This is a genomic window from Mesorhizobium sp. M1273 (assembly GCF_040318195.1).
In the GTDB taxonomy this organism is placed as follows: Bacteria; Pseudomonadota; Alphaproteobacteria; order Rhizobiales; family Rhizobiaceae; genus Mesorhizobium.
This window is the reverse complement of sequence record NZ_JAMYLV010000010.1, coordinates 14,329-38,219: the sequence shown is the minus strand read 5'-3', so window position 1 is coordinate 38,219 and position 23,891 is coordinate 14,329. Positions and strand designations below refer to the sequence as shown.

Annotated in this window: 20 protein-coding genes and 1 pseudogene; 3 read left to right on the top strand and 18 right to left on the bottom strand. The window is 60.7% G+C overall.

Features of this window, described 5'->3' with window-relative positions; translation table 11 throughout:
* Positions 1-106: 106 nt before the first annotated feature.
* Positions 107-1,769: pseudogene (locus NKH30_RS13170) on the top strand (DNA polymerase/3'-5' exonuclease PolX).
* Positions 1,770-1,790: 21 nt separating this feature from the next.
* On the opposite strand, the gene NKH30_RS13165 reads toward NKH30_RS13170, so the two are convergent.
* The 18 genes from NKH30_RS13165 to NKH30_RS13080 all read right to left on the bottom strand — a co-directional run bounded on the left by NKH30_RS13165 (position 1,791) and on the right by NKH30_RS13080 (position 20,819).
* Positions 1,791-2,429, bottom strand: coding sequence for a hypothetical protein (locus tag NKH30_RS13165; RefSeq protein ID WP_352845476.1), 639 nt, complete (start codon positions 2,427-2,429; stop codon positions 1,791-1,793).
* A 665-nt stretch (positions 2,430-3,094) separates the two neighbouring features.
* Complete coding sequence (locus NKH30_RS13160; RefSeq protein ID WP_352656936.1) at positions 3,095-4,138, bottom strand: branched-chain amino acid ABC transporter permease; 1,044 nt, start codon at positions 4,136-4,138, stop codon at positions 3,095-3,097.
* Positions 4,135-5,004, bottom strand: coding sequence for a branched-chain amino acid ABC transporter permease (locus NKH30_RS13155; protein WP_352656939.1), 870 nt, complete (start codon positions 5,002-5,004; stop codon positions 4,135-4,137). Before NKH30_RS13155 ends, NKH30_RS13160 begins: the two co-directional genes overlap by 4 nt.
* A 1-nt stretch (position 5,005) precedes the next feature.
* Complete coding sequence (locus NKH30_RS13150; RefSeq protein WP_352980272.1) at positions 5,006-5,716, bottom strand: ABC transporter ATP-binding protein; 711 nt, start codon at positions 5,714-5,716, stop codon at positions 5,006-5,008.
* Positions 5,713-6,453: an ABC transporter ATP-binding protein gene (locus NKH30_RS13145; protein WP_352656945.1), complete on the bottom strand. Its 741-nt coding sequence runs from the start codon at positions 6,451-6,453 to the stop codon at positions 5,713-5,715. Before NKH30_RS13145 ends, NKH30_RS13150 begins: the two co-directional genes overlap by 4 nt.
* 11 nt (positions 6,454-6,464) lie before the next feature.
* The gene (locus NKH30_RS13140) at positions 6,465-7,736 is read right to left on the bottom strand and encodes an ABC transporter substrate-binding protein (protein ID WP_352980319.1); all 1,272 of its coding nucleotides are present in this window, start codon (positions 7,734-7,736) and stop codon (positions 6,465-6,467) included.
* Positions 7,737-7,988: 252 nt separating this feature from the next.
* Entirely contained in the window at positions 7,989-9,098 is a 1,110-nt protein-coding gene (locus tag NKH30_RS13135; RefSeq protein ID WP_352995698.1) for a Gfo/Idh/MocA family protein, read from the bottom strand.
* Between the two features lie 64 nt (positions 9,099-9,162).
* A complete protein-coding gene (gene wrbA, locus NKH30_RS13130) occupies positions 9,163-9,762 on the bottom strand; it encodes an NAD(P)H:quinone oxidoreductase (RefSeq protein ID WP_352980274.1) in 600 nt (199 codons plus the stop codon).
* Positions 9,763-9,979: 217 nt separating this feature from the next.
* On the bottom strand, positions 9,980-10,819 hold the full coding sequence (locus NKH30_RS13125) for an ABC transporter permease (RefSeq protein ID WP_352980275.1): 840 nt from the start codon (positions 10,817-10,819) through the stop codon (positions 9,980-9,982).
* A gap of 172 nt (positions 10,820-10,991) precedes the next feature.
* The gene (locus NKH30_RS13120) at positions 10,992-12,551 is read right to left on the bottom strand and encodes a sugar ABC transporter ATP-binding protein (protein WP_352995696.1); all 1,560 of its coding nucleotides are present in this window, start codon (positions 12,549-12,551) and stop codon (positions 10,992-10,994) included.
* A gap of 76 nt (positions 12,552-12,627) precedes the next feature.
* Positions 12,628-13,683 carry a sugar ABC transporter substrate-binding protein gene (locus NKH30_RS13115; protein ID WP_352980277.1) on the bottom strand — a complete coding sequence of 352 codons (1,056 nt, stop codon included), beginning with the start codon at positions 13,681-13,683 and terminating at the stop codon, positions 12,628-12,630.
* A gap of 323 nt (positions 13,684-14,006) precedes the next feature.
* Positions 14,007-14,957, bottom strand: coding sequence for an AraC family transcriptional regulator (locus NKH30_RS13110; protein WP_352980278.1), 951 nt, complete (start codon positions 14,955-14,957; stop codon positions 14,007-14,009).
* Positions 14,958-15,073: 116 nt separating this feature from the next.
* The gene (locus NKH30_RS13105) at positions 15,074-15,562 is read right to left on the bottom strand and encodes a MarR family winged helix-turn-helix transcriptional regulator (RefSeq protein WP_352980279.1); all 489 of its coding nucleotides are present in this window, start codon (positions 15,560-15,562) and stop codon (positions 15,074-15,076) included.
* A gap of 19 nt (positions 15,563-15,581) precedes the next feature.
* Positions 15,582-16,232, bottom strand: coding sequence for a maleylacetoacetate isomerase (gene maiA, locus NKH30_RS13100; RefSeq protein ID WP_352995694.1), 651 nt, complete (start codon positions 16,230-16,232; stop codon positions 15,582-15,584).
* Positions 16,229-16,930, bottom strand: a complete 702-nt coding sequence (locus tag NKH30_RS13095) for a fumarylacetoacetate hydrolase family protein (RefSeq protein ID WP_352980281.1) — start codon at positions 16,928-16,930, stop codon at positions 16,229-16,231. The genes maiA and NKH30_RS13095 overlap by 4 nt, the downstream gene beginning before the upstream one ends.
* Positions 16,931-16,942: 12 nt before the next feature.
* Positions 16,943-17,992 (bottom strand): gentisate 1,2-dioxygenase, encoded by a 1,050-nt coding sequence (gene gtdA, locus NKH30_RS13090; RefSeq protein WP_352980282.1) that lies wholly within the window; start codon positions 17,990-17,992, stop codon positions 16,943-16,945.
* Between the two features lie 151 nt (positions 17,993-18,143).
* A complete protein-coding gene (locus NKH30_RS13085) occupies positions 18,144-19,271 on the bottom strand; it encodes an NAD(P)-dependent alcohol dehydrogenase (protein ID WP_352980283.1) in 1,128 nt (375 codons plus the stop codon).
* Positions 19,272-19,337: 66 nt separating this feature from the next.
* Positions 19,338-20,819 carry a benzaldehyde dehydrogenase gene (locus NKH30_RS13080; protein ID WP_352980284.1) on the bottom strand — a complete coding sequence of 494 codons (1,482 nt, stop codon included), beginning with the start codon at positions 20,817-20,819 and terminating at the stop codon, positions 19,338-19,340.
* Positions 20,820-21,132: 313 nt separating this feature from the next.
* On the opposite strand from NKH30_RS13080, the gene NKH30_RS13075 reads away from it, so the two are divergent.
* Together NKH30_RS13075 and NKH30_RS13070 are read left to right on the top strand one after the other, a co-directional pair.
* Positions 21,133-21,990 carry a fumarylacetoacetate hydrolase family protein gene (locus NKH30_RS13075; protein ID WP_352656974.1) on the top strand — a complete coding sequence of 286 codons (858 nt, stop codon included), beginning with the start codon at positions 21,133-21,135 and terminating at the stop codon, positions 21,988-21,990.
* A 59-nt stretch (positions 21,991-22,049) separates the two neighbouring features.
* On the top strand, positions 22,050-23,849 hold the full coding sequence (locus NKH30_RS13070; RefSeq protein ID WP_352995692.1) for an FAD-dependent oxidoreductase: 1,800 nt from the start codon (positions 22,050-22,052) through the stop codon (positions 23,847-23,849).
* Positions 23,850-23,891: the final 42 nt, after the last annotated feature.

Genomic DNA, 23,891 nt, shown 5'->3' with positions numbered 1-23,891 from the left:
CGCGCGACGCAGAAGAGCCAGCAAAGCCGGGATTCAAAGGGCAACGCGGCGCTCATGGCCTTGCCTGATTGGAACCTGCGGAGATCGGCGTCGTTTGGCTGAAGCCATGGCAAAAATCGATCCGAGGACCGCCGCCAGTCTTTTGAGGGAATACGCGCAACGATCGTCCATGCGCGACGACAATCCGTATCGCACAAAAGCTTACATGCGCGCGGCAGACAGTCTGACGGCGCTGTCGCAGCCGCTTGATCGCATCATCGCCGCCGGCGCCCTCACTAAGATCCCGGGGATCGGTGACGCGATCGCAGACATCGTGACCAAGCTCTACCAAACCGGCACGCACCCAAGTCTTGAGAAGCTGCGCGAGGATGTTCCAGCGGGCGTGCTGGAGCTGTTTGCCATACCTGGGGCTTTGTCCTGATAAGATACTGAAGCTTCATCAGGCGCTCGGCGTGAACTCGCTGGCGGAGCTCGAGGCCGCAGCAAGAGAAGACCGCATACGCCCAGTGAAAGGCCTAGGCGCCGCGCTTCAGGCAAAAGTCCTGCAGAACTTGGCCATCGTGCGAAGCGGCGAAACACAACTTCACCTGCACAAGGCCGCCGCGCTTCTCGAACATGCGGTCATATCGGTGAAGCAAGAGCATCCAGAGTTTTCGCGCGTCGAAATTGCAGGTGACTTCCGGCGCGGTTGCGAGCTCGTTTCCGACTTCGCCCTGGTAGCGCAGGGCAGAAAGTCGACTGGAACCGAGGATACGACCCTCAGGCTTGTTGTTACTGACAGGAAGCACTTTGGGGCGAGCCTGCTCGAAGCAACCGGTTCGGCAGACCATCTCGAGCAACTGAAGACGTTCGCGGCCAATAAGGGGTTCACCCTAAACGCCGACGGGCTTCATCGCGGGAGAAAACTGATCGCGTCAGCGACAGAAGAAGAAATCTACCAAGCTCTGGACTTGCAGTTTATCGAGCCGGAATTGCGCGAAGGCAGGAACGAGATTGAGCGAGCCGCAAAGCGGAAGCTACCCGTTCTCGTTCGGGATGAAGATCTGCATGGCATCCTGCATTCTCACACGACCGCATCCGATGGCACCGAAACGCTTGAGGCAATGGCTGAAGCCACTCGGAAGCGCGGATTCGAATACTATGGTGTCGCCGATCATTCGCAGTCCGCTCACTACGCAGGCGGCCTTTCGTTGCAGGAGATTGCCGAACAGCACCGCGAAGCTGACCGGCTGAACAAGGCATACAATGGAAAATTTCGCATTTTGAAGGGCATCGAGGCGGACATCCTGGCGGATGGCTCGCTCGATTACCCAAATGATATCTTGGAGACGTTCGATTTCGTCGTCGCGAGCGTGCACAGCCGCTTCAAGTTGCCCAAGAAGGAACAGACGGAGCGTATCATCGAGGCGATCGGAAATCCTCGGACGACAATCATCGGGCACATGACCGGTCGTCAGCTGTTGCGCCGGCCCGGTTATGATCTCGACGTCGACAAAGTCCTCAAAGCGTGTGCGAAACATGGTGTCGCTGTCGAAATCAACGCACATCCGTGGCGACTCGACCTCGACTGGCGCTGGCATCAAAAGGCACTCGATCAGGGCTGCATCTTCAGCATCAATCCGGACGCTCATTCGATCCGCGAGCTCGACCACATGCATTGGGGTGTCGAGATGGCGCGCAAGGGCGGTGTCCCTGCGAAGCGGGTCCTGAACGCGATGCGTTTGGTGGCCCTCCTTGCGCATCTCGCACGGCGCAGGCAAACGTCTTAAACTGCTTGTGCGCCCGGCCTATCAGCGCAGGAGTCCGTCCTTCTCAAAATCTTCCCAGCCGCGCAAACTGGAGTGCGAGTTCTCATCGGGGCCATAGCCAGCTGAAGCAGCAGTTCCACGATCGTTTCTTTGGGCGCGCTTCATAGCCGCCTTCCCCGCGGCTCGCCGCCTATTCTCTGCAGCTGTCGCTGCGTCCTGCTCGCGCCAGACCGTAACCAGGTCGCGGTCAAGCACATCCTCCACGTGCTGCGGCTCGAACACGTGAAAGGTGATGTTCCTTGCCCGCCCGCGGAGTTTCACCGTTTTGGTCCCGGCGCTCTGCAAACGACCATCTTTCAGCCAGCGGTGTCGTTCGGCCGTCGAGATCGTCAGAATGTCCTCGATTTCACGGGGAATTACGGGCAGGCCTTCGATCTTCTGCATTGCTTTGGCTACGATCTCGAATGCCACCTGCACATCAGTCTCGGCGCCCTCAGACAGGCGCAGGGTAAGCACGCGGGACTCGATGTGGAGCAGTTTCCTGAATTCCGCTGGAAGGCTGGCGCGTATTTCGAGAAAAATACCCCTCGCTCTGACGGACGATCCAAGCGTTGCAGCCGTGGTTAGAGGCCACTCTCCAATCAGATTCGCTGTTGCATTGATTTTTCGGAGCTTGGACATGCCCCTTTACATAGGTCACCGATTGTCGGCAGCGATGAGCCGATCGCGAAGCCAACATGAGTTTAATCCGCCGGGTCTGAACCATTGTTAGCGGGCCCGCTTGCAATTTCGGCCAACAGGAAGCGGCAGAGTTCATCTCACAGTGCGTTTCCGCCTGGCGGCTTTTGGGGCCGTAAAGAGACCGTCCGCTTTTAGAGTGGGTGGCCAATAAACCGGACTTAAGTGAGATTTGGACACACAGTTTCGGTTCGAATCTCGCCCGGCGGGCCGGCGAATAGAGAACTACGTCTACGCCATAGCCTTCCAAAAAAAGACATCCGAACCAGTGCTGCCCGTCCCGAGTGCCGTACGTCGGCGCATGCCCTTTGGAGCGTTGATACGTATGAGTGTCCTCATGTTCGAAGTGAGTGATTGCCGCCGCGCGTGAGGTGCGGTCTAAAACCATATGTCCTTCATATTGGGGAGCGCGAGGTGGCCCTCAGCCGCTTCAACGCCCTCTTGCGGTTGCGGCTCCTGGACATCGCCGGTTGAGAGTGAACTGCTACGAGGGCTGCATGTTCCTCGCGCTCGACCACCCCGACTCGGCAAGTTCTTCTGCGGTCGCGCCTTGGCTGGCGCAGATTTCTGGAAACTCGCCGCCAGGCTCCGCGAATGTAGTCGACCGCCTACCGTGCCCGTCGCCCGACCGGGAACACCGCGATTTTGTACCGCTCGGCCACGAGCCCCCAAAGGCCTTGCGGGGCCTTCAACATGACGAGGATGGCAACGAGGCCCAGGACAATAAGATAAAGGGGTCCGAGATCGGCGAGGAATCCCCGCAAGGCAAAAAAGACGATGGTTCCCACAATCGGCCCTTCGATGCGTCCGATTCCCCCGATGATGACGATGAACACGACATAGGCCGTCCAGTCGATCAGGCTGAATGCGGAATCAGGGGTCATCCGCAGCTTGCTCAGGAACACGACGCAGCCGACCGCCCCGGCCATGGCGGCGCAGCCGACGAAAACGGCGACCTTGATTCGTCTCGTGTCGACGCCGAGGCTCTCCGCGGCCCGTTCGGAATCCCGCATCGCGGTCAGCGCCAAACCCCACTTGGATCGGAGAAGCAGATACGAGCCGACGATCGACGAGGAGGCCAGCAGAAGCGCGCAGAAGAAGATGACCGCCTCACGACCGGCACGGTCTGCCGCGATCTGTCTCGCGACGCTCGCCGGAAGGCTCATTCCGGAACCGCCTCCGAGATAGGGCATATTGGCGACCGCGAGCAGGCACAGTTCGGCCATCACCCATGTTCCGATGGCAAAATGTGGTCCCTTCAGGCGAAGCAGCAATGGCGCAAACACAAGCGCAGCGGCGGCGGACGAAGCCATGCCGACGAGGATCGAGGCGGGCAGTGGCAGACCGAAGAACACAAGTGAGGCGAAGAAGGCATATCCGCCGATACCGACATATGCCTGTTGCCCGACGGATATCAGCCCCCCGTAGCCGGCGAGCAGGTTCCATGTTGCCGCGAGGGACAGGTAAACGAGGAAATCGGTGCTGAAGCGCAAGGCCGCCAAATCGAGTATCCAGGGCGCGGACGTGAAGAGCATGCATACGCAAACGATTCCCAACGTCGTGCGCACGGTGATCTGCAATTCGGAATTGCCGGCGGGATGGGCGTCGATCTGCGAGCCGCTTGCTTGCAGCGCTCCGCTGGTCTCGTTCATTGGTGTGCTACCTTCGGAAAGAGGCCGTTCGGCCTAAGCAACAAGACGACGAAAAAGACGATATGACCGGCTATCGTTTGGTAGGCTGGATCGACGGCCGCCCCGATCGACTGGGCAAGCCCGATCACGAGGCCCCCGGCGAGGGTTCCCCAGAAATTGCCGAGACCGCCGATGATGACGGCTTCGAAGGCGACGAGGAGGCGGGCGGGACCCATAAACGGATCGAAGTTGCCGCGAACGGCCATCAGGACGCCCGCGACGCCGATCACCGCGAATGCGATGGCGCTGGCAATGGCGAAGACGCGCAGGTGATTGATCCCGACCAGGCCGACGATCTCGGGATCGTCGGATGTCGCACGAAGCCTTTGCCCAAGGGCAGTCGAATAGAATATCCACTGCAGTGCCATCGTCACAGCCAACGCTGTCGACAACACGACAACTGGATACACGCCGACCGAAACTGCGCCGACGTTGATGCTCTGTGTTTCGATCGAGCCGGCGGAAAGGCGGCGCGTATCGGCCGAGAAGATCATCATCAGCACGTTCTGCACAACGACCGAGACTCCGAACGTCACCAGCAGCGGGCGCAGCGGATCGTTTCCAAGCAGCCGGTTGAACAGACCGAGCTGAATAAGATAGCCGAGGCCGGCCATCAACGGCACGACGGCGGCGATCGCCACGAAAGGATGGATCGGGACGGCAGAAACGACGCAGAACGCCGCGAAGGCTGCGACAACTATAAAATCGCCATGCGCCAGGTTCACCAGCCTCATCACCCCGAACACCAGAGAAAGGCCGGTGGCGAACAGGGCATAGAGGCCTCCGAGGAGGATTCCTTGAACGATAACGTCGGCTGGATTGCTCATGTCATGCCTCCGCCACGCCGAAGTACGCAGCGGCGATCTGATCTCGCGTGAATTCTGCGGGCCGTCCGCTCAGCGCGACGGCGCCCCTGCGCAGGCAGTAGATACGGTCGGCAACCGAAAGTGCCTGGCCGATGTCCTGCTCGACAACGACCAGCGCCGTGCCTTGGCCGCGCACCCGCCTGAAGTTTTCGTACATTCCCTTGACGACAACGGGCGCCAGGCCAAGCGAAATCTCATCGCAAAGAAGGAGTGTTGGGTTCGTCATCAACGCACGGCCCACCGCGACCATCTGCTGCTGCCCGCCCGAAAGCCTCGTCACCTGCCGCCGTGCGAGCTCGGGCAACGCCGGAAACAGCTCGTAGACACGGGCAAGATTCCAGTAGCCAGCGCGGCCAGCCGATCGGCCGATCGTCAGGTTCTCCTCAACCGTAAGGGAGGAGAAAAGCCGCCGTCCCTCCGGTACGAGCGTCATGCCGAACGCGGCGATTTCATTCGTCGCCACCGTGCCGACCTCCCTGCCCGCGAAGTTCAGTCGTTTGGCTGATTTGCCGCGGTGCAGGCCGGCCACCGACCTGAGGAGAGTTGATTTGCCCGCGCCGTTTGAACCGATGACGGCGATGCACTCCCCTTCGCCTACGGCAAGCCCAACGCCGAAAAGCGCTTGAAAGTCGCCATAAAAAGCGTTCAGATCTTCGACGTGCAACAGCGTCATGATGCGGCTCCGTCGGGTTCCGGTTCGACGCCGAGGTAGATTTCGCGGACATCGGGCGACCGCATCACCTGATGGGGTTCGCCGTCCCTCAGAACCGAACCGGCGTTGAGTACGACCAGACGGCCTACGACCTCAAGCAGCGCATGAACCACGTGCTCGATCCAGATGACCGTCACGCCGCGGGCATTGATGTCGAGGATCGTCTTCACCAGATCGGAACATTCGGCGTCGGTCAGACCGCCCGCGATCTCGTCGAGCAGAAGGAGTTCGGGCGACGAACCCAGCGCTCGCGCCAACTCAAGTCTTTTGCGGTTCAGGAGCGTGAGCGAGCTTGCCGCATTGTTCGCAAGTTCCGACAAGTGTGTCTGATGGAGGATCTCCTCGCAGTATTGGCGGGACTGGCTTTGAGAGCGGCCGCCGGCAAAGACCGCACCGACCAGCACGTTCTCGTAGACCGTCATGCCATTGAATGGCTGCGGAATTTGGTACGTGCGCGCCATGCCGGCGCGCGCCCGCCGCCGCGCCCCCCAGCTCGTCACATCGTCTCCCTTGAAGACGACGGTACCGGCTTCGCCGTGCAGGTCTCCCGCGATCAGATTGAAAAAGGTGGTCTTGCCCGCGCCATTGGGTCCAATGATCCCAATGGCTTCTCCGCGCCCGACACCAAGGTCAATTCCGTCCGCGACGCGCACCGCACCAAACGACTTGCGCAGCCCTTTGATTTCCATGTGCAACATGAGCCGACGACCTAGTAGGTAAGTTCCTCGAAATCGGCCCCGGCCGGAATTTCCGGAGCCGTCTGGTTCGACGTGATGACAAGGTCGTAGGCGTGCGGGCCGTTCGGGGTGCGGCGCCATTGACCACCGACAAGCGGCGTCTTGGCGACGTTCTTGATGGCCGAGTTCTTCCAGTCGACCTTTCCCACAATCGTGTCCAGAGAGGTATCTGATATCGCGGCGATAGTCGCACTCGCGTCGCCAGGCTCACCTGCCCGCTTCAAGACGTCCGCTGCGACTTCGAACAACGCATGGGCAAAGCCGATCGGTTGGGTCCATTGTTTGCCGGTCGCCTGGCTATAGGCAGCCGCATACTCACCGGCGCTAAGGCCCGAAAGTGACGAGCGGAATGGATGGAAGGGTGACCACCAGATCTCACTTGAGAGGTTGTGGCCGGCATCGCCGAGGGCTTCGACAGCGGCCGGGAACAGGATCGCTTTGGCGATGGAGGCGGCCTTCGGGCGGAAGCCCTGTTGGCGCGCTTGCGTCCAGAAGGTGGTGAAATCGGGCGGCAGGGGCGCACCGGATACGATTTCACAGCCACCGTCTTTGAACTTCGCGATCACGGCAGAAAAGTCGTCGCCGAGATTCCGATAAAAGCCAGAGGGCACGACGCCGTAGTTTCGCGGACCCAGCAAAGCAGGAATTCCGTTCTTATCGTCACTCCATGCGCGACCATCTTCGTCATTCGGAAACAACCCTCCGACTTTCCGGTTCGTTGTCACCGTATCCCACATGTTCGCGAAGACCGACATGATGTCTTCCAGGCCCCAGAAGAAATGGAACGTGCTCTCGAATCCTGTTTTGGGGTTGCTTCCCCGGTTGAACATCCAGGCCTGCCACGGCGCGACGGTTGAAATGCAGGGCGTGCCGTTCAACTCACATTGATCGGAGACAGGGTTGACCGTTTCCGGCGCAGACGACACCAGCACAAGGTCAACTTTGTCGCTCAAGATCAGTTCACTCGTGACCTCTGCGGCGCGATTGGAGTTGGATTGCGTGTCCTTGGAGACAATTTCCACCGGAAAGACTTTGCCGCCAATCTGCAGGCCTTTGTCGAGAGCGGACTTGACGGTGCCGAGCACGAACTCGTCAGCCTGACCGAAAAGTGCCAGCGGGCCGGATCTTGGACTGACATAGCCGAGCTTGATGGTTCGCGCCTGTGCAATGGCGGGCATGGGAAACGCTACAAATGACAAAGCACCTGCGGCTGACACCTTGAGGACGTCGCGCCGCGTCGGCATGGTGTGACTGAACGATTTCAACATCTTTTCCTCCCACTATGGTGGAGGAGAGCTTAGCCATGTCTTAGCCAGAGACTTTGCCCGGAAAGCACTGTCTTTGTTTCAGGACGGAAGGGCTGAAGTGTCGGGTCTGTCAGCCCAGGCGACCGCCTCTCCAACTGCGGAACTCGCGCTTAACCTCGGTATGGAGCCCGGCCCGAGGTCAACCGGGACGGTTTCACTGGCGAGAAACGAGCCGACCGCACGGCTACCTCACCCGAGCGTTTGACGCTGACCGGTTGCCGCAGCTATCTCGATCGCGCTCAGCATGCGATGGCGCGCGACGGCATCGTCGAACGTTGGGCAGAAATGCGTTCGTTCGCGATAGTCGCGGGCGAAACGCGCGTATGCCTGGGCGACGTTCGTGGAAAGGCCTTGCGGCGGCGACCACCGATACTCGTCTGGCACGGGCAAGACTTCGAGCCCGGTCTGCGCGCCCTTGCCACCGCGGACGGTCATCTCGAACATCTGGGCATGGCCACCGACGGCAGTGAGTTGCAGATCGCCCTCGGTGCCGTTGATCTCCCAGAGCAGATTCGTGCCGCGCGAAAGTCCGCCGCGATAGTGGATGGAGAACGCCGCCCCGTCATCAAGCAGTCCGGTGACGCACACCTGATCATCTGTGTTCATCGGCTGGCGCTCGGCCGTGCCGACGATCGTAAAGGACTTTCGGCGCGCGGTCATCGTGGCCGAGAGCTCTTGGACCTCACCGAGACAGTAACACAGCGCGTCCGCAGTGTGGCCGAGCGGTATCGAGAGCATGGTCGCGCCGTTTTTCCTGTCGTTGAGGTAGGCGTTGAACGCCTCGACCGTCGGTCCCCAGCCCATACCCGACGCGATCAATGAGGTGGAAAGCACCTCACCAACATAGCCTTGCTTGATCAGGTCACGCACGTAAGCCACCGACGGCGCAGAACGAGCTTGCAGCCCGACCACGGCAAGGACACCCCTCTTCTTCGCCAGCGCGGCAAGGTTCTCCGCCTCGTTCAAGCCGTTGCCGAGCGGCCATTCGCAATACACGGCCTTGCCTGCCTCGAGCGCTGCAGTCGCCAGTTCGAGGTGATAGGGTACCTTCACGGTGATGACGACGACGTCCACGTCCGCTCTGTTTACGAGATCCTGATGATTATCGAACGCGACAGGCACCTCAAAAAGCCTGCTGGCCGCATTGGCGGATTCACGCCGGCTGGTGGACAACGCCGTTATCTCGAAGTCATTCGAGAGCGACTTCAAGGCGGGGATGTGCGCCTCGGCCGCCCATCCGCGGTCCGGATTGGCACCGATGATACCGACGCGAATTCTGCTGGCTCCCATCTTACCCATGCAGATATTCACCAGTTTTCTTGAGACGCCGACACATGAGTCCGTTCTGGAACGTCATTGCGGCTCAGCCGTGCAGTTTGATGGCGATTTCCGCCAGCCGCTTGCCTTGAAACCTGGCGCCATCGAGCTCCTGGTCGGACGGCTGGCGCGACCCGTCCGAGCTCGAAGTCGTGGTCATGCCGTAGGGCGAGCCGCCGCGCACCACGTCATTGCCCATCTGGCCTTGGTAGGCATAGGAGAGCGGCACAATGATCAGGCCGTGATGCTGCAACGTGGCCTGCGTCGTCAGGATCGCCAACTCGGCACCGCCGTGCTGGGTCGACGTCGACGACATGACAGTCGCCACCTTGTTGACCAGCGCCCCCTTCATCCATAACGGTCCGGTCTGGTCGAGGAAGTTCTTGAGCTGCGCGGCCATCAGGCCGAAGCGCGTCGAAATGCCGAAGACGAAGCCGTCATAATTTTCGAGCTCGAGTGGATCGGCGATCAGCGCCTCCTGGTCGAGTTTGTAGTAGGCGGCCTTGGCCACCTCCTGCGGAACCAGTTCCTGCACCCGTTTGACGGTCACCTGGGCGCCAGACTCGCTTGCGCCTTCGGCCGCAGCCTTCGCCATCTGCTCCATATGGCCCCAGCTCGAGTAGTAGAGGACCAGTATCTTTGCCATCGCCTTGCTCCGCTCCTGAAATTTGGTAGCTGACCCCGCCTGCCCGCGCCCTGACGACACGGTCACAATGGCCGCGTGGTATCGTTTGCCTGCGGGCGGTTGCAGGCGAGCTTAGCCAAGTCTGGGCAAGCGACTTTGCCAGGAAGGCACTGTCTTTGTTTCCGGGCGGAAGGGCTGGAGCGTCGTCCCGGCCGGACCGGGCGATCAGGAATACCGATCAGCGTCGGGAGCGAATAAGCGAATCCACGGCGACAGCGCCAATGATAATGGTGCCTTTGATGACAAGCTGGTAGTGCGAGCTGATCGCGAGCGAGTCGAGCAGGTTTGTCAGGACCGCGACGATCAGCAGACCGATCGCGGTACGCCAGATCGAGCCTTCGCCGCCCAGCAAAGACGTGCCGCCGATGACCACAACGGCGATGGCATCAAGCGCCATTGCCGCCCCGATATCGGCCTGTCCCATGCCAAGCCGGGAGGCTATGAGCATTCCGGCTATCGCGGCACACGCACCCGACAGAGCATAGGCTGACGTCCGCAGCGCCGCCGTCCGAAGACCTGCGAGGCGGGACGCTTCGTCGTTACCGCCGATCGCATAGAGTTGTCGCCCGTAGACCGTTCGGGACAGCACCAGTTGGCCCGCGACGAGAAACGCCAACAGGATCCAGATTGAGATCGGTATGGAAAGCATATGTCCCCGTCCAAGCACGGCAAAAGCAGGATCGGGGGCGATGAACGGTGACGAATTCGAGTAGATCAAGGCAAGTCCGCTGAATGCCGACATCGTGCCCAGCGTCGCGACAAATGCGTTGACGTTCAGCTTGGTCACGATAAGGCCATTGGTGAGACCTGCCAGGGATCCGATGGCGATCGTCGCCACCGCAGCCTCCGCAAGCGGCCATCCTGCGACGGCAAGGCTCGCATAGATCGTGGCGCCCGCGGCGTAAATCGATCCGACTGACAGATCGAAGCCCCCGGTGATCAAGACGAATGTCATGCCCACGGCAACAATCCCGGTCGGCGCGCTTTGACCGAGGATGTTCCTGATGTTCTGAGGCATGAGGAAACCCGGATACAGATACTCGGAAACGACGATCAGCAGAAACAGCGAAGCCAGCAGACCGTGCCGGCTGGCCCGCGACAGTCGGGTTTCGCGTCGAACATTGCCGGTCTGGCTTTCGACCGTCGGCGCAGGAGCGGCGAGGTTATCGCCGAGGGCTTTCGACTGTGAGCTAGACATGATGGTCCTCCAAGTCGAAGGCCGCGCTGAGGATACGGCTGAGAGAAACTTCGTTGCGATCAGCGACGAGTTCTTTCACTTTCCGCCCCTCGGCCATCACGATGACACGATCGGCGATCGATACGATTTCCTCAAGCTCCGACGACACGACGACGACGCCCGTGCCGAGATCGGAGAACAGTCGAAGCGCGTCGAGAATTTCGGCTTTGGCGCCGATGTCGATGCCGCGCGTGGGTTCGTCGACAAGGAGAACGGTCGGCGGCGAGTACTTCCATCGGGCCAATAGCGCCTTCTGCTGGTTGCCGCCCGACAAATTCCGAACAGGCTCGGAAAGACGCGCCGGATTGAGACCGAAGGTGAAAGCTGCCGCTTCGGTGGCCTCCTTCAGCGTCGCATCAGAAAGCAAGCCCAGGGTGCTGCAGCCTTTCAGGCGCGGCAGGGCGATGTTCTCGGATGAGCTCATGCCAAGGACGAGCCCGTCTGTCTTGCGCTCTTCCGGCACCAGGGCGATGCCAAGCCGCCGCGCCTCTTTCGGTTGTCTGGGCCAGCTATGCTGCGCCCCATCGATCCAGAGCGACCCGGTCGCCTTGGATTCGGCGCCCGCCAACGCACGAAGAAGCGTCGTGCGGCCGGCACCTGCAAGCCCGGCGACACCGACGATCTCTCCCTTTCGCACTGAAATGTCGACGTCCCTTATCGCACCCGGCACCGAAACGTTCCGAGCCTTCAGCACGTCACCTCCGAACGGCACCGAAGCCTCTCGCCGGCGGTAAATGTCGGTCATGCTTTCGCCGAGCATTTGGGCGACGAGGGTTCCCTTTGACCATCCCGCCGCAGGCTTCGAAGCAACCATCTGGCCGTTACGGAATACGGTTATGTCGTCCGCAATTTCGAACACTTCGTCCAAATTGTGCGAGACGAACACCATCGTATGCCCTGCAGCGCGAAGATCGCGCATCAGGCGAAAGAGGGCTCTTCGCTCGGCCGGCGCAAGCGATGCCGTGGGTTCATCAAAGAGCAGGATGCGGGCGTCCGACTGGACGCCCCGCATGATTTCCAAAATCTGCTGGTCGGCTACCGAGAGGTATCGCGCCCTGGTATCCGCGGGAATCGATACGCCGAAGAGACCGCACAGCTCGCGAAAGCGAGCCTTCATGCGCGCTGGCGAAGCGAAGCCGCCATACGACAGGATCTGGCCAAGGAAGACATTCTCCACCGCCGACAAATGCGGGATGATTGTGAGTTCTTGATAGATTGCGACGATGCCCGCTTCGTGCGCTCTGCGAGGGTCGGACAGTTTTGCCGCCTCGCCGAAGATCTCGACGCTCCCACCACTCGGCGGGCTGCGGCCGGCCAGCACGCCGAGGGCGGTTGACTTGCCTGCCCCGTTCTGCCCCACCAGCGCGTGGATCGTGGCCGCTCGGACATCAAAGCTCATGTCTGACAACGCGGTCGTTGAACCAAAGTGCTTCGAAACGCCGTGAAAACCTATTGCGATCCCCTGCGAACGAGCAGGCCCGCCACCCTTGGTTTTTTCGAAGACCGTCGTCATGTAAAATCCCCTGGAACCCAGAGAAAAGCGGCCCGGACTGGCCGGGAGGGCACCAACGGGCCGCCAAGTGATGCTGCTACTGAGCTTCGGGTTCGAATTGGCTGATGTTGCTGGCGTCCAGAATCTGCAGCAATTTGCCTTTCGTGATGGGCAGGCCGTCGTTGGCGATGAAGCGAGGAACGGGCTTGCTCTGCTGGGCATCACGCAATGCTTCAAGCGCCTTCACAGAGTTCGTGCGAACCGTCAGCATCGACGATGACTGAAGTTCGCCATCAAGGATGGCTTGTTTCGACCATGTCGTCGCGCCGCCTTCGTAGACCTTGACCGACTTCAGCCGATCCAACTCCTTGAGGGCGGTGACCAGGCCCTTTGTCAGGTTGCCGTATGAGCTGAAGTAGAGTGAGATGTCCGGATTCGCCTGGATCATCGGAACCGACTTCTCGTAGGCAACGGGCGTCGAGTAGTCGGTCCTGGCTTTGGCGACGACCTGGATCTCGGGATGCTTCTTGAGAAAACGATCGAGGCCGATCTCGAAATTGCGGGTGATCGGGTTGAGTTCGGGGCCGGTAACAATTCCGAGTTTCTGCGGGCCAGGGTTTTCTTTCGCCATGTTCTCAAGCAGCTCGACCCAGGCGTCGCCGCTTTGTGTCCCGCCCACATAGGACAGCGTGCCGGGTGCCCACTGCTCCTCGCCCTCGTTAACCGAGCGGCCGCAGATCGGAAGCGTTCCAGTCACCACGAGGATGTTGTTGGAGACAGCCTGTTCGGTGGCAATGTCGCAAACCGTACTGCCCTCCGCGGCGCGAAGAAACCATGCATCGTAGCCACGGCTCAATGCATTCTGCATTTGGTTGGTCTGGACGATTGCATCCCATTTGGCGTCGAATACATCCATTTTCCAGCCAAATTGCGCCGCTGTCTTGACGGCTCCATCGAGCGTCGCCTGCATTGCGGAGTTGTTGGTTCCTTCGATGAAGAAGGCAACTTTGAGGGGCCGGTCGCTCGGTAGATTGATTGTGGTTCCGTCGCCCACGTCGATTGGGACGGTGCTGTCCGCGAACGCCGCCGATGCGGCAACAAATGATATTGCCGACGCCATTGTCGACCGGCGCAGTATTTTGAGCGTCATCATTCCATCCTCCCAAAGCAACTTCAAATTGCCTTTGCACTCGGACCGTCTCAGCTTGAAGGTCGATAGGGCGTAGACCGTCGAGAGCATTGCCAGGATATCGCAGCAAGGAGGCTGTCGCTCGTTCAGGAGAGCAATGAGAGTTGTATGTGTCGGAAGGGGTCGTTTGGCTGCCAACTGTCCGGCATTAATCGCGGATTGCGCGAGGTAGCGCTGTCAGGACCGACTGCCTCCGTGGCCGATAAGACGAGCACGCGGTCCGGCTCTAATTAGGGTCAGCCCGCTGGCAACCGCACCGTGCGATTTGCTTCGTGCCTTTGTTGCGGTCAATTCAGAGCCGGCTGCGCGGACTTCCGGGCTTGCCGCGGCGCGACGCCGAAACGTTCCCGGAACCGCTTCGAGAAATGGGACAGATCGTTGAAGCCGCTTTCGAAGGCTATGTCCGTCACCGACCGGCCGCGGAACTGGGGATCTCTCAGCAGCAGGTCACAGCGCTCCAGGCGCTTTTCCAGAAGCGTCTTGCCGAACGTGCTATTCATCCCGGCGAAGATGCTATCCACGTAACGTCTCGAAATGCCCATCGCCTCGGCAAGGTCGGTCGACGAGTAGTCGGGATCAGTGAAATTGTCTTCAAGGCACTTCACGATGCGGCCAGCAAGCAGATCATGCCGGACCGCCCGCCCTACCTCGCCTTCGCCTTCTTTGACGACGCAGTCGCCCAACAGTTTCACGACCGTCTCAGCCATCACCGAGACGGTGCTGGGCATCGCGCCGCCCAATGAGACGGTCATGTCCAGTATGCCGGCCGCTGCTTGTATTTCTGTTGCTCGCCCTTCAACGGGCCGATCCAGCATCGAGGAAACTGCGGGATGCAGCGAAATAAACCGCGCCCTCGGCATGCGGAGAACGAGGTGATCGAACGGCTCGTTCATCGCCAGTTCGTGCGGCTTCGAGCTGTCGAAGGCAATGAAGGATCCCTCAGGAACCGACCCGTCTTGCCGCCTATGGGAGACCGTCGCCTTTCCGGTCTTGAGATAGATCAACAGCACAAAATCGTTCTCGACTTCCCGCAGCTTGCGTTGCGGCCGCGAGGTCCGGTGCGCCGTTCCGAACAGCCGCGACGCCACGCAGTCCTTGGCGATCATGTAGTGGTAAGATCCCGAGAATCTCGAACCCGCTGCGGAGAAATCGAGGTTGATAAGGGTGCGGCTGACGCAGTCGCCCCACGCCCTCAACTCCTCGTAGCTCTGACTGCCCGATTCTATATTGTGTATCATGGCTTGGCGTCCTCCAACGCGCGCTTCTCTTCTTTTTCCTTGTCTGCCCTTATGCGCCTTTCGTGAATGCTATCCGCGTCAAGTCGGCTGCCCGACCGGGTTTTGCACCAATGCCCCTATCTGGGGCGGCGGTATGGTGCGCGACTCTCGTCGTTGTTTCCGTCCGCGACCTTCGCAAGAAGATCTACCAGCCGAGAACGCTCGCGCGCCGTCAGTGGCGCAAGGATGCGCTCCTGAGCGTCCTCCGCCAATGGGCGCGCCTTTGACAACAGTCTGCTCCCAGCCTCCGTTATCGAAGCAATTCTCGACCGTTTGTCGGTGTCGGAAGGCCGGCGCTCGATCAGCCCACACCGGTCGAGCTTGCTCAGCACGACCAGGATCGTGGTCCTGTCCAAGGCCATGACGCCGCCGAGGCTGACCTGGTCCATCGGCCCGAAACGGTCCAGAGCCGCGAGCGAACCGAATTGCAACGGCGTGAGCTCCAGTTGCCTGCACTCGTCAAGGAAGATCGCCACGCCGATTTGGTGACACCTCCGAAGCAGATATCCAGGCATCATACGGAAATCGGCGTGGTCCCCTTGCATCTGTTCGTTGATGTCGTTCATCGGCGGTACTGCTCTTCGTTCATTCGGCGTCGATCTGTGCTTCTGGCATCGCGTTGGCAAACGCCGGCATAGCCAGACAATTCTCGTAGATACGCCTGATCGTTGCGAACGGCGACATGTCGAAATCGAACCGCCGGTTGTTGACGATCTGGGCAAAAAGGCAAAGGTCGGCCAGCCCGGGCTCGTCGCCGTGACAGAAACGGCCAGTGCTTGTATCACCGGCAAGCATCGTTTCCAGAGGCACAAACGTCTCGCCAACCCAATGTCGATACCAGGCCGCGATCTTCGAGTCGTCGACCCCAAAGACGGTCCGCAGGTGGTTGAGCACCCGCAAATTATTCACCGGATGGATTTCACAGGCGATCGCATAGGCAAGCGCCCGAACACGCGCCCTGTCGAGCGGCGCCTTCGGCAGCAAGGGCGGGGCCGGGTGGATCTCGTCGAGATACTCGGCAATGGCGAGCGATTGGGTCAGCACCTTGCCGTCATCAAGTTCCAGAGCAGGCACAAGGCCCTGAGGATTGATCACGAGATAGGCTTGCGAACGGTTCTCGCCCTTTCTCAGATGGTGGGCTGCATAGCTGTAGTCGAGCCCTTTCAGGTTCAGCGCGGCACGCAACCGGATAGAGGCCGAACTCCGGAAATAATTATGCAGAACCAGCCCACTCACCGCCTGGCCCGTTCATTGATCGTAGTTGAAACTGTGCCCAACCCCTCGATCTCAACGAGGCAGGTATCCCCCGCGACCAATGGGCCGACGCCCGCGGGCGTGCCCGTGTAGATCAGGTCGCCTGGCTTGATCACCACCGACTGCGACAGAAAGGAAATGATTTCGGGCACCGACCAGATCAGGTCGGCAATGTCCGCGTTCTGCTTCGTCACCCCGTCGACGCTCAGCCGGATCGCACCGCGATGGATGTGCCCGACGTCCTTGGCCTGCTGGATTGGGCCGCATACCGCCGAACGATCGAAGGCCTTGCCCCAATCCCAAGGCCTGCCCTGCGCCCGCGCCTCGAGTTGCAGATCGCGGCGCGTCAGGTCGTTGCCGACGGCGTAGCCGTAAACATGGTCGAGCGCGTTGGCCAGTTGGACCTCGAAGCCATGTTTGCCGATAGCCACGACAAGTTCCGCCTCATAGTGGAAGTTGCCGGTCAGGGGCGGGTATTCGACCACCTCGCCGTCGTCGACGACAGCGTCGGCCGGCTTGGTGAAGAAGAAGGGCGGCTCGCGATCAGGGTCGCGCCCCATCTCACGCGCATGTTCGGCATAGTTTCGCCCAACGCAGAATATTCGCCGGACCGGGAATCTGGCTTGCTCCCCGCGGACTGCCACACTCGCCTGGGTCGGAGCTTCGAATACGAAAGTCATGTCCGAATCTCCTCAGTGATTGCCCCGATCCTCCCGCCACAGGCCAAGCTTTTCCTGGGCGGCACGATCTGAATAGGAAAAAATCACCGCATCGGTGAGCGGCGCGTGCGAAATCCATTTCCAGCTCGGCGCCACGAAAATATCTTTCGGCCCCCATTCGAACACCTGTCCATCGATCGTCGAACTGCCCGATCCTTCCACAACCACGAAAACGGTAGCATCCGTCGCACGGTAGGCGCTGGTCGAGAACGCCTTCGGCAGAAGCTGCAGGAAGGCCGCGATCGTCGGCATGGCGAACCCGCCGTCAACCGGATTGACGTAGCGCAGCTTGAGGCCGTGGCACGGATCCCACTCCTCCTGCTTTCGCATCTGGTCCAGGGCCCCGCGTGACCGCTCGTAGGGATAGTTGAAGATGGGCGAGGTCTTCCTGCGGGTTGCGAAATCAACAGGCAGCATGTTGGCGCCATAGCGGGCCAACGCGTCGCCGGTTGCGCGGTAGATCGGCTGCTCGTCCTTCGGATGCTCTTCGGCGAAGGACGCGTCGAACAACGAGACCATTGGAACATCCAGCCCATCCAGCCAGATCATCGGCTCGGCGGTTTTGTTGCCATGGTCGTGCCAGGCCCCCGGTGGGGTAAGCACAAAATCGCCAAAAGACATCTCGGTGCGTTCGCCGTCTACCGAAGTGTGTGCGCCCTTGCCGTCGAGCACGAAGCGGAGCGCGGACTGGCTGTGCTTATGCGCCGGCGCCACCTCGCCGGGCAGTACAAGCTGCAGCCCGGCATAAAGAGACGTCGTAATTCGGCTCTGGCCACGAAGGCCCGGATTCTCCAGGATGAGGACGCGGCGCTCCGCCTCCTTTGCGGTTATGAGTTCGCCGGATTCGAGAAGGTAGGATTTCGCTTCCGCGAAGTTCCAGCAGTGCGGCAAGCAGCCGCTCTTCGGCTCGGGCGTGATGATGCTGGAAAGCACAGTCCAGAGAGGCGTCAAGCTCCTGCTGTCGATCTTGTCGTAGAACGCTCTGCGCTCCGGCGTCTCTGCATGCTTTCCCGTCAGTGACATGTCGTTTCCTCCATCGCCTGACAGTCAGTAATATGATCACAATACTGACTATCTGTCAAATCGTCTTCTGTACCTTCGGCCTGCGGCGGGAGCCGCATCACGCCATGATCTATCGTCATCAACCTGAATTCGGGAACGGCCGATTCCTCAGCTAGTCCATAAGCAGCACGGGTTTGATCGTGCGCCCGGATTTCATGTCGGCGACCGCGTCCTCGATCTGGGCCAGCCGATAGTGGCTGATCAGGCGGTCGATTGGAAACAGCCCGTCCTTGTAGAGCTTGACGAGCTGAGGCAGGAATTTCTTCGGCTTGCTGTCGCCCTGCAGGATGCCGCGCACCGTTCGGCCGAACAGCAGATGTGTCATGTCGAGGCTGACCTCGGTCCCGATCTTGGAGCCGCCGATCAACCCGCAGACTCCGCGCGCGTGCAGCACCTCAAACGCGGATCGCAGCACGTTGGGATTGCCGGTGGATTCGATTGCGTAGCGCACGCCACCCGGACAAATCCGCTTTACGGCCGCGACCGCATCTTCCCGCGTCGCGTCAATCGTGTGGGTGGCACCCAGTTCCCTGGCGAGCGTGAGCCGCTCCGGCACGACGTCGATGACGATGATCGGATCGCATTTGATTATTTTGGCCGCCATCACCGCGGCCAGGCCGACATTGCCGGCTCCGGTGATCACCAGCGAGGATCCAACCTCAGGCCGCAGGGTATTGAGGACCGCACCGGCACCCGTCTGGAAGCCACAGCCCAAGGGAGCAAGAGTCTTCAGGTCGGCCTCCTTGTCGACCACGACGACGTTTTCTTCCGTCGCGATCGCATGGGTTGCCAGCGCGGACTGGTTGAAGAACGCCCCGTTGATCGGCTCCGGGTTGCCATGAGCGCACTTTTTTGACAGTGGTGCGGGGATCGTCCAATCGCTGCCCGAATACCGCTTGCCGGAGAAATTCATCTCCATATGGTGCCAGCAATAGGAGGTCGCTCCCTCCAGACAGCTGGGACAAGTTCCGCAATAGGCGAACGACATCAGGACGTGATCACCGGGCCTGACGGTCTTGACGCCCACCCCGACTGCTTCGACGATGCCGGCTCCTTCGTGCCCCAGAACGATCGGCAGCGGGGTGGGATAGAATTGGTCGCGGATGATCAGATCGGTGTGGCAGATGCCGCACGCCACGACCTTGACCAGAACCTCTCCTGCAGAAGGCGCTTCCAACTGAAGGTCTTCGATGAGGAACGGCCCGCCCCTCTCCCGGACGACGGCAGCCTTGATGTCCATTATCGCATCCTCGTCGACAGAGTCGGGAAGGCAAGCTGCTGCATATATCGGACAGCGAGCCCACGGTTAGAACGGATAGGCAGGGATCTCTTCGTTGACGGTGATCCATTGCCATTGGCTGTACTCGTCCATTACCGAGGGGCCGCCAGAACGGGCGCCATTTCCGGAGAAGCCCATGCCACCGATGGGACCGAAAACCTCGTGCAGGACAGTCTGGTCGTTGATGTGCACGATTCCCGTCTTGACCTTGTCGGCGATGCGCATGGCCCTGGCCTGGTTGCGCGTGAAGATCGCGGTCGCCAGGCCGAACGGAACGCCGTTGGCCAGCGCCACTGCCTCGTCCTCGGTCTTGAATGTCACGATGGGAGCTATGGGCCCGAAGATCTCATCCGCGTAGATGCCCATTTGGGTGGTAACGGCGGTCAACACGGTAGGCCTGAAATTCAGGCCATCGCGGCTGCCGCCCGCCAGCACATTGGCGCCAGCTGCAACGCTGTCATCAAGCAGCTTCTGGGCGCGGGCCGCCTGTTTCTCATTGATGATCGGCCCAAGATGGACCTGTTGCGTGAACGGATTGCCGACATGCAGGCTCCTGGCTTTTTCGGCCAGTTTCGCTGCATATTCCTCGGCGACCGCCTCATGGACGAGGTGGCGGCCGACAGTGAAGCAGATCTGTCCCTGGTGAAAAAACGACCCGAACGCCGTCGCGGAAACCGTGCCGTCGATATCCGCGTCCTCGAACACGATGGCGGCGTTGTTGCCGCCTAGTTCAAGCGCGACCTTCTTCAAATCGCGGCCGGCAGCTTCGCCCACCTTCCGCCCCGTGGCGGTCGACCCTGTGAAAGAGATCATATTCACGTCGGGGTTGTCGACCAGCGCTGCCCCAACGTCGCCGCCGCCGGGGATTACGTTGAATACGCCTTCTGGAACGCCGGCCAGTTCGAAGAGCTTGGCCAGCAGATAGCCGCCGCAAACCGGCGTCTGTAGATCCGGCTTGAGCACGACGGCGTTGCCCATGGCCAAAGCCGGAAGAATAGCGCGCGCAGCCAGGATGAAGGGAGAATTCCATGGCGTGATGACAGCGGCGACCCCCAACGGGACGCGGCGCGCGTAGCTCTTGCGCGCAAGCGCACTCGCCAATATGTGCCCGACCGGCTGACCGGTCGTGCCTGCGATTTCGATCGCCTCACGGGCCGAAGTCATGATTTCAAACGGGGCCTTCGGCGGAATGGAACCCGTCTCGCGAATGATCCATTTACCGATCTCGTCGGCATGGACCTCGCACAGTTGGGCGAATTTACGCAGAATGTCGCCGCGCTCGACCGGAGGCTTTTGCGCCCATTGCTCCTGGGCCTGCTTCGCTGTTCGGCAGGCATCGACTACGTCCTCAGAGCTCGCCACGCCGCTCGTGAACAGCATTTCCCCGGTCGCCTTGTCGGTAACGGACACCGTGCCGCCGCCGGCTTTTCGAAAGCGGCCGACGTAGACCGACCCGGCCATTTCGTCGTCCACCAACTCCCTTGCGAATGACACGTCTTGTCTGGTCATGACTTCCTCCACTCGATGTCTGCGCGTGCTTGAAAGGGCATTCTCCTCATCGGCGGCCGTATCATAGACGCGCGTTCATCCGCGACTTTGCCGAGACGGCATTGTTTGTGGTTCCGGAAGGAACTGCCGCAGCGATCGCACGCACTGTGCGAACGTGATTGTCGTGCGCCCAGAGCCCGGACGACCACCAAGTCGATTCCGGCCTGACAAAAATCCGGTGCTTCCACGGACAAGTAGGCCTGCATCGTTCGTCGTAGTTTTAGGGTCGATACGCTCAGGGAAGGTGAACCAGTTGCGCTTCGTCGGTTTTTGCATGGGCAACGAATTCGGCCTCGCGGTTGAGGTCGGCGGACAATTGCGCGGAAGCCTGAAGTCCAGCGCCAAGCACCCTACGGAACTCGGCGCGTTGATCGCGCTGGGCGACGATGAATTGCGGCGCGTCGGCAAGGCGCTGGCCAACGCGCCGGTGGTCGATCCAGCTTCGATCGCCTACCTGCCGCCGATCGCCAATCCGGCCAAGATCATTTGCGTCGGATTGAACTATGCGGATCACACCAGGGAATCTCCCTACGAGCAGCCTGACTATCCGACCCTGTTTCCACGCTTCGCCACCAGTCTGATCGGGCATGGTCAGCCACTTGTCCGGCCGCTGGTTTCCGACAGTCTCGACTTCGAAGGAGAAATGGTCGCCGTCATCGGGCGGGGAGGACGGCATATCTCGCGGGCGCGCGCCTTGGAGCATGTCGCCGGCTACTCGATCTTCAACGACGGCTCGGTCCGCGAATATCAGTTCAAGTCGCCGCAATGGACCGTCGGCAAGAATTTCGACGGAACTGGCGCATTCGGCCCGGTCTTTGTAACCAGCGATGAGCTGCCCGCTGGCGGCAAGGGGCTGCGCCTCGAAACCCGCCTCAATGGGGTCGTCGTCCAGTCGGCAACGACCGACGACATGCTGTTCGACGTTGCCGAGGTGATCGCGGTCGTCAGCGAAGCGATCACACTTGCGCCGGGCGATGTGATCGTCACCGGCACGCCGGCCGGCATCGGCTGGGCGCGTACACCGCGCTTGCTGATGCGTCATGGCGATATCTGCGAAGTCGAGATTGAAGGGATTGGACTGTTGCACAATCCGGTGATCGACGAAAAGCGCGTCATCGGCGTTGCTGCCTGACCTGCGAAGCCGCGAGGAGACGGCAGCCATATCGTGGGTTGGCTATCGGGAGGAGTAAGATGCCGCAGATCTTGGAGACGGATGTGCTTGTGGTCGGTAGCGGTCCGGCGGGTTCGGCCGCTGCGGCGTTGCTGTCGAGCTACGGGGTCAAGAACGTCCAGATCACCAAATACGGCTGGCTGTCGGATACGCCGCGCGCCCACATCACCAACCAGCGCACGATGGAAGTGCTGCGCGATCTCGGCGTCGAACACAAGGCGAAGCAGTTTTCGAGTCACCAGCACCTGATGGCGAACAACGTCTTCTGCTACAGCCTGACGGGCGAGGAATTCGGCCGAATCCTATCCTGGGGCAATCATCCCGCGCGCAAAGCTGACTATGAGCTCGCCAGCCCGACCGAGATTTGCGACCTGCCGCAAACGTTCATGGAGCCCATCCTGCTCGAGGCAGCGGTCAGCCGTGGCACGGCGCTGCGGCTCAACACCGAGTTCATCGAGCTCGTTCAGGATGGGGACGGTGTGACCGCCACGGTCAAGGACCGGCTTACCGGCGAGACATATCCGATCCGCTGCAAATATCTCATCGGGGCCGACGGCGGCCGCAGCAAGGTCGCCGAAGCGATCGGTCTGCCGATGGAAGGCCAGATGGGACTTTCAGGCTCCATGAACATCCTGTTCGACGCGGATCTGTCGCGTTATGTCGCGCATCGGCCGAGCGTGCTCTATTGGGTGCTCCAGCCGGGCGCCAACATCGGTGGTATTGGCGCCGGCGTTCTGCGGATGGTGCGGCCGTGGAATGAGTGGCTCGCCATCTGGGGCTACGACATCAGTGGCGGCGAGTTGAAGCTGACCGAGGAGAAGGCCGAAGCCATCGTCCGCAACCTGATCGGCGACGTCGATGTGCCGATCAAAATTCGCTCCACATCCACCTGGACGGTCAATGAAGTCTACGCCACCCGCTATTCCGAGGGACGCGTGTTCTGCATGGGCGACGCCGTCCATCGCCATCCGCCGCTCAACGGCCTTGGTTCCAATACGTCGATCCAGGATGCCTACAACCTCGCTTGGAAATTGAAGCTCGTGCTTGACAACAAGGCGGACGAGTCCTTGCTCGATACGTACAGTGTCGAGCGCCAGCCGATCGGCAAGCAGATCGTGACGCGTGCCAACAAGAGCATCGCGGACTATCCGCCGATCTTCGAGGCGTTGGGACTTTTGGCGTCGACGGACCCTGAACAGGTCAATGCCGCGATCGCGGGCCGCAAGGATGCGAGCGCCGAGGGCAAGGGCAGACGGCGCAAACTCAACGACGCCATCGCAAGGAAGAACTACGAGTTCAACACGCACGGCGTCGAACTCAATCAGCGCTATCGGTCAGCCGCTGTGGTTTCGGATGGAAGTCCCGAACCCGCCTATGTGCGTGATCCCGAACTCTACTACCACGCGACGACCTGGCCGGGTGCGACCGTGCCTCACGTCTGGGTGGAGCACGATCGCGTCCGCAAGTCGACACTGGACCTGTGTGGCAAGGGGCGGTTCACCCTGCTGACCGGGATCGGCGGCGAAGAGTGGCGCGACGCCGCGACGACAATTGAAAAGCGATTTGGCGTGGCCGTGGACGTCGTTTCGATCGGACCCTCGGGGTGCGATGCGCTCGACATCTACGCTGACTGGTACTGGCGAAGCGAGGTCGAGGAAGACGGCTGCGTGCTGGTGCGGCCCGACCAGCACGTCGCATGGCGAGCAGCGACGATACTGCAGGTTCCTCAGGGCGCGCTCGTCGATGTGTTTGCCAAGATCCTGGGCCGTTCCAGGCGCCTCGCAAGCACGAAGGCACGGACTGTCGAGAGCGTGAACTAGGCGCGCGCTCTTCTTCGCAACATTGGAGCCCAGGCTCCTGTC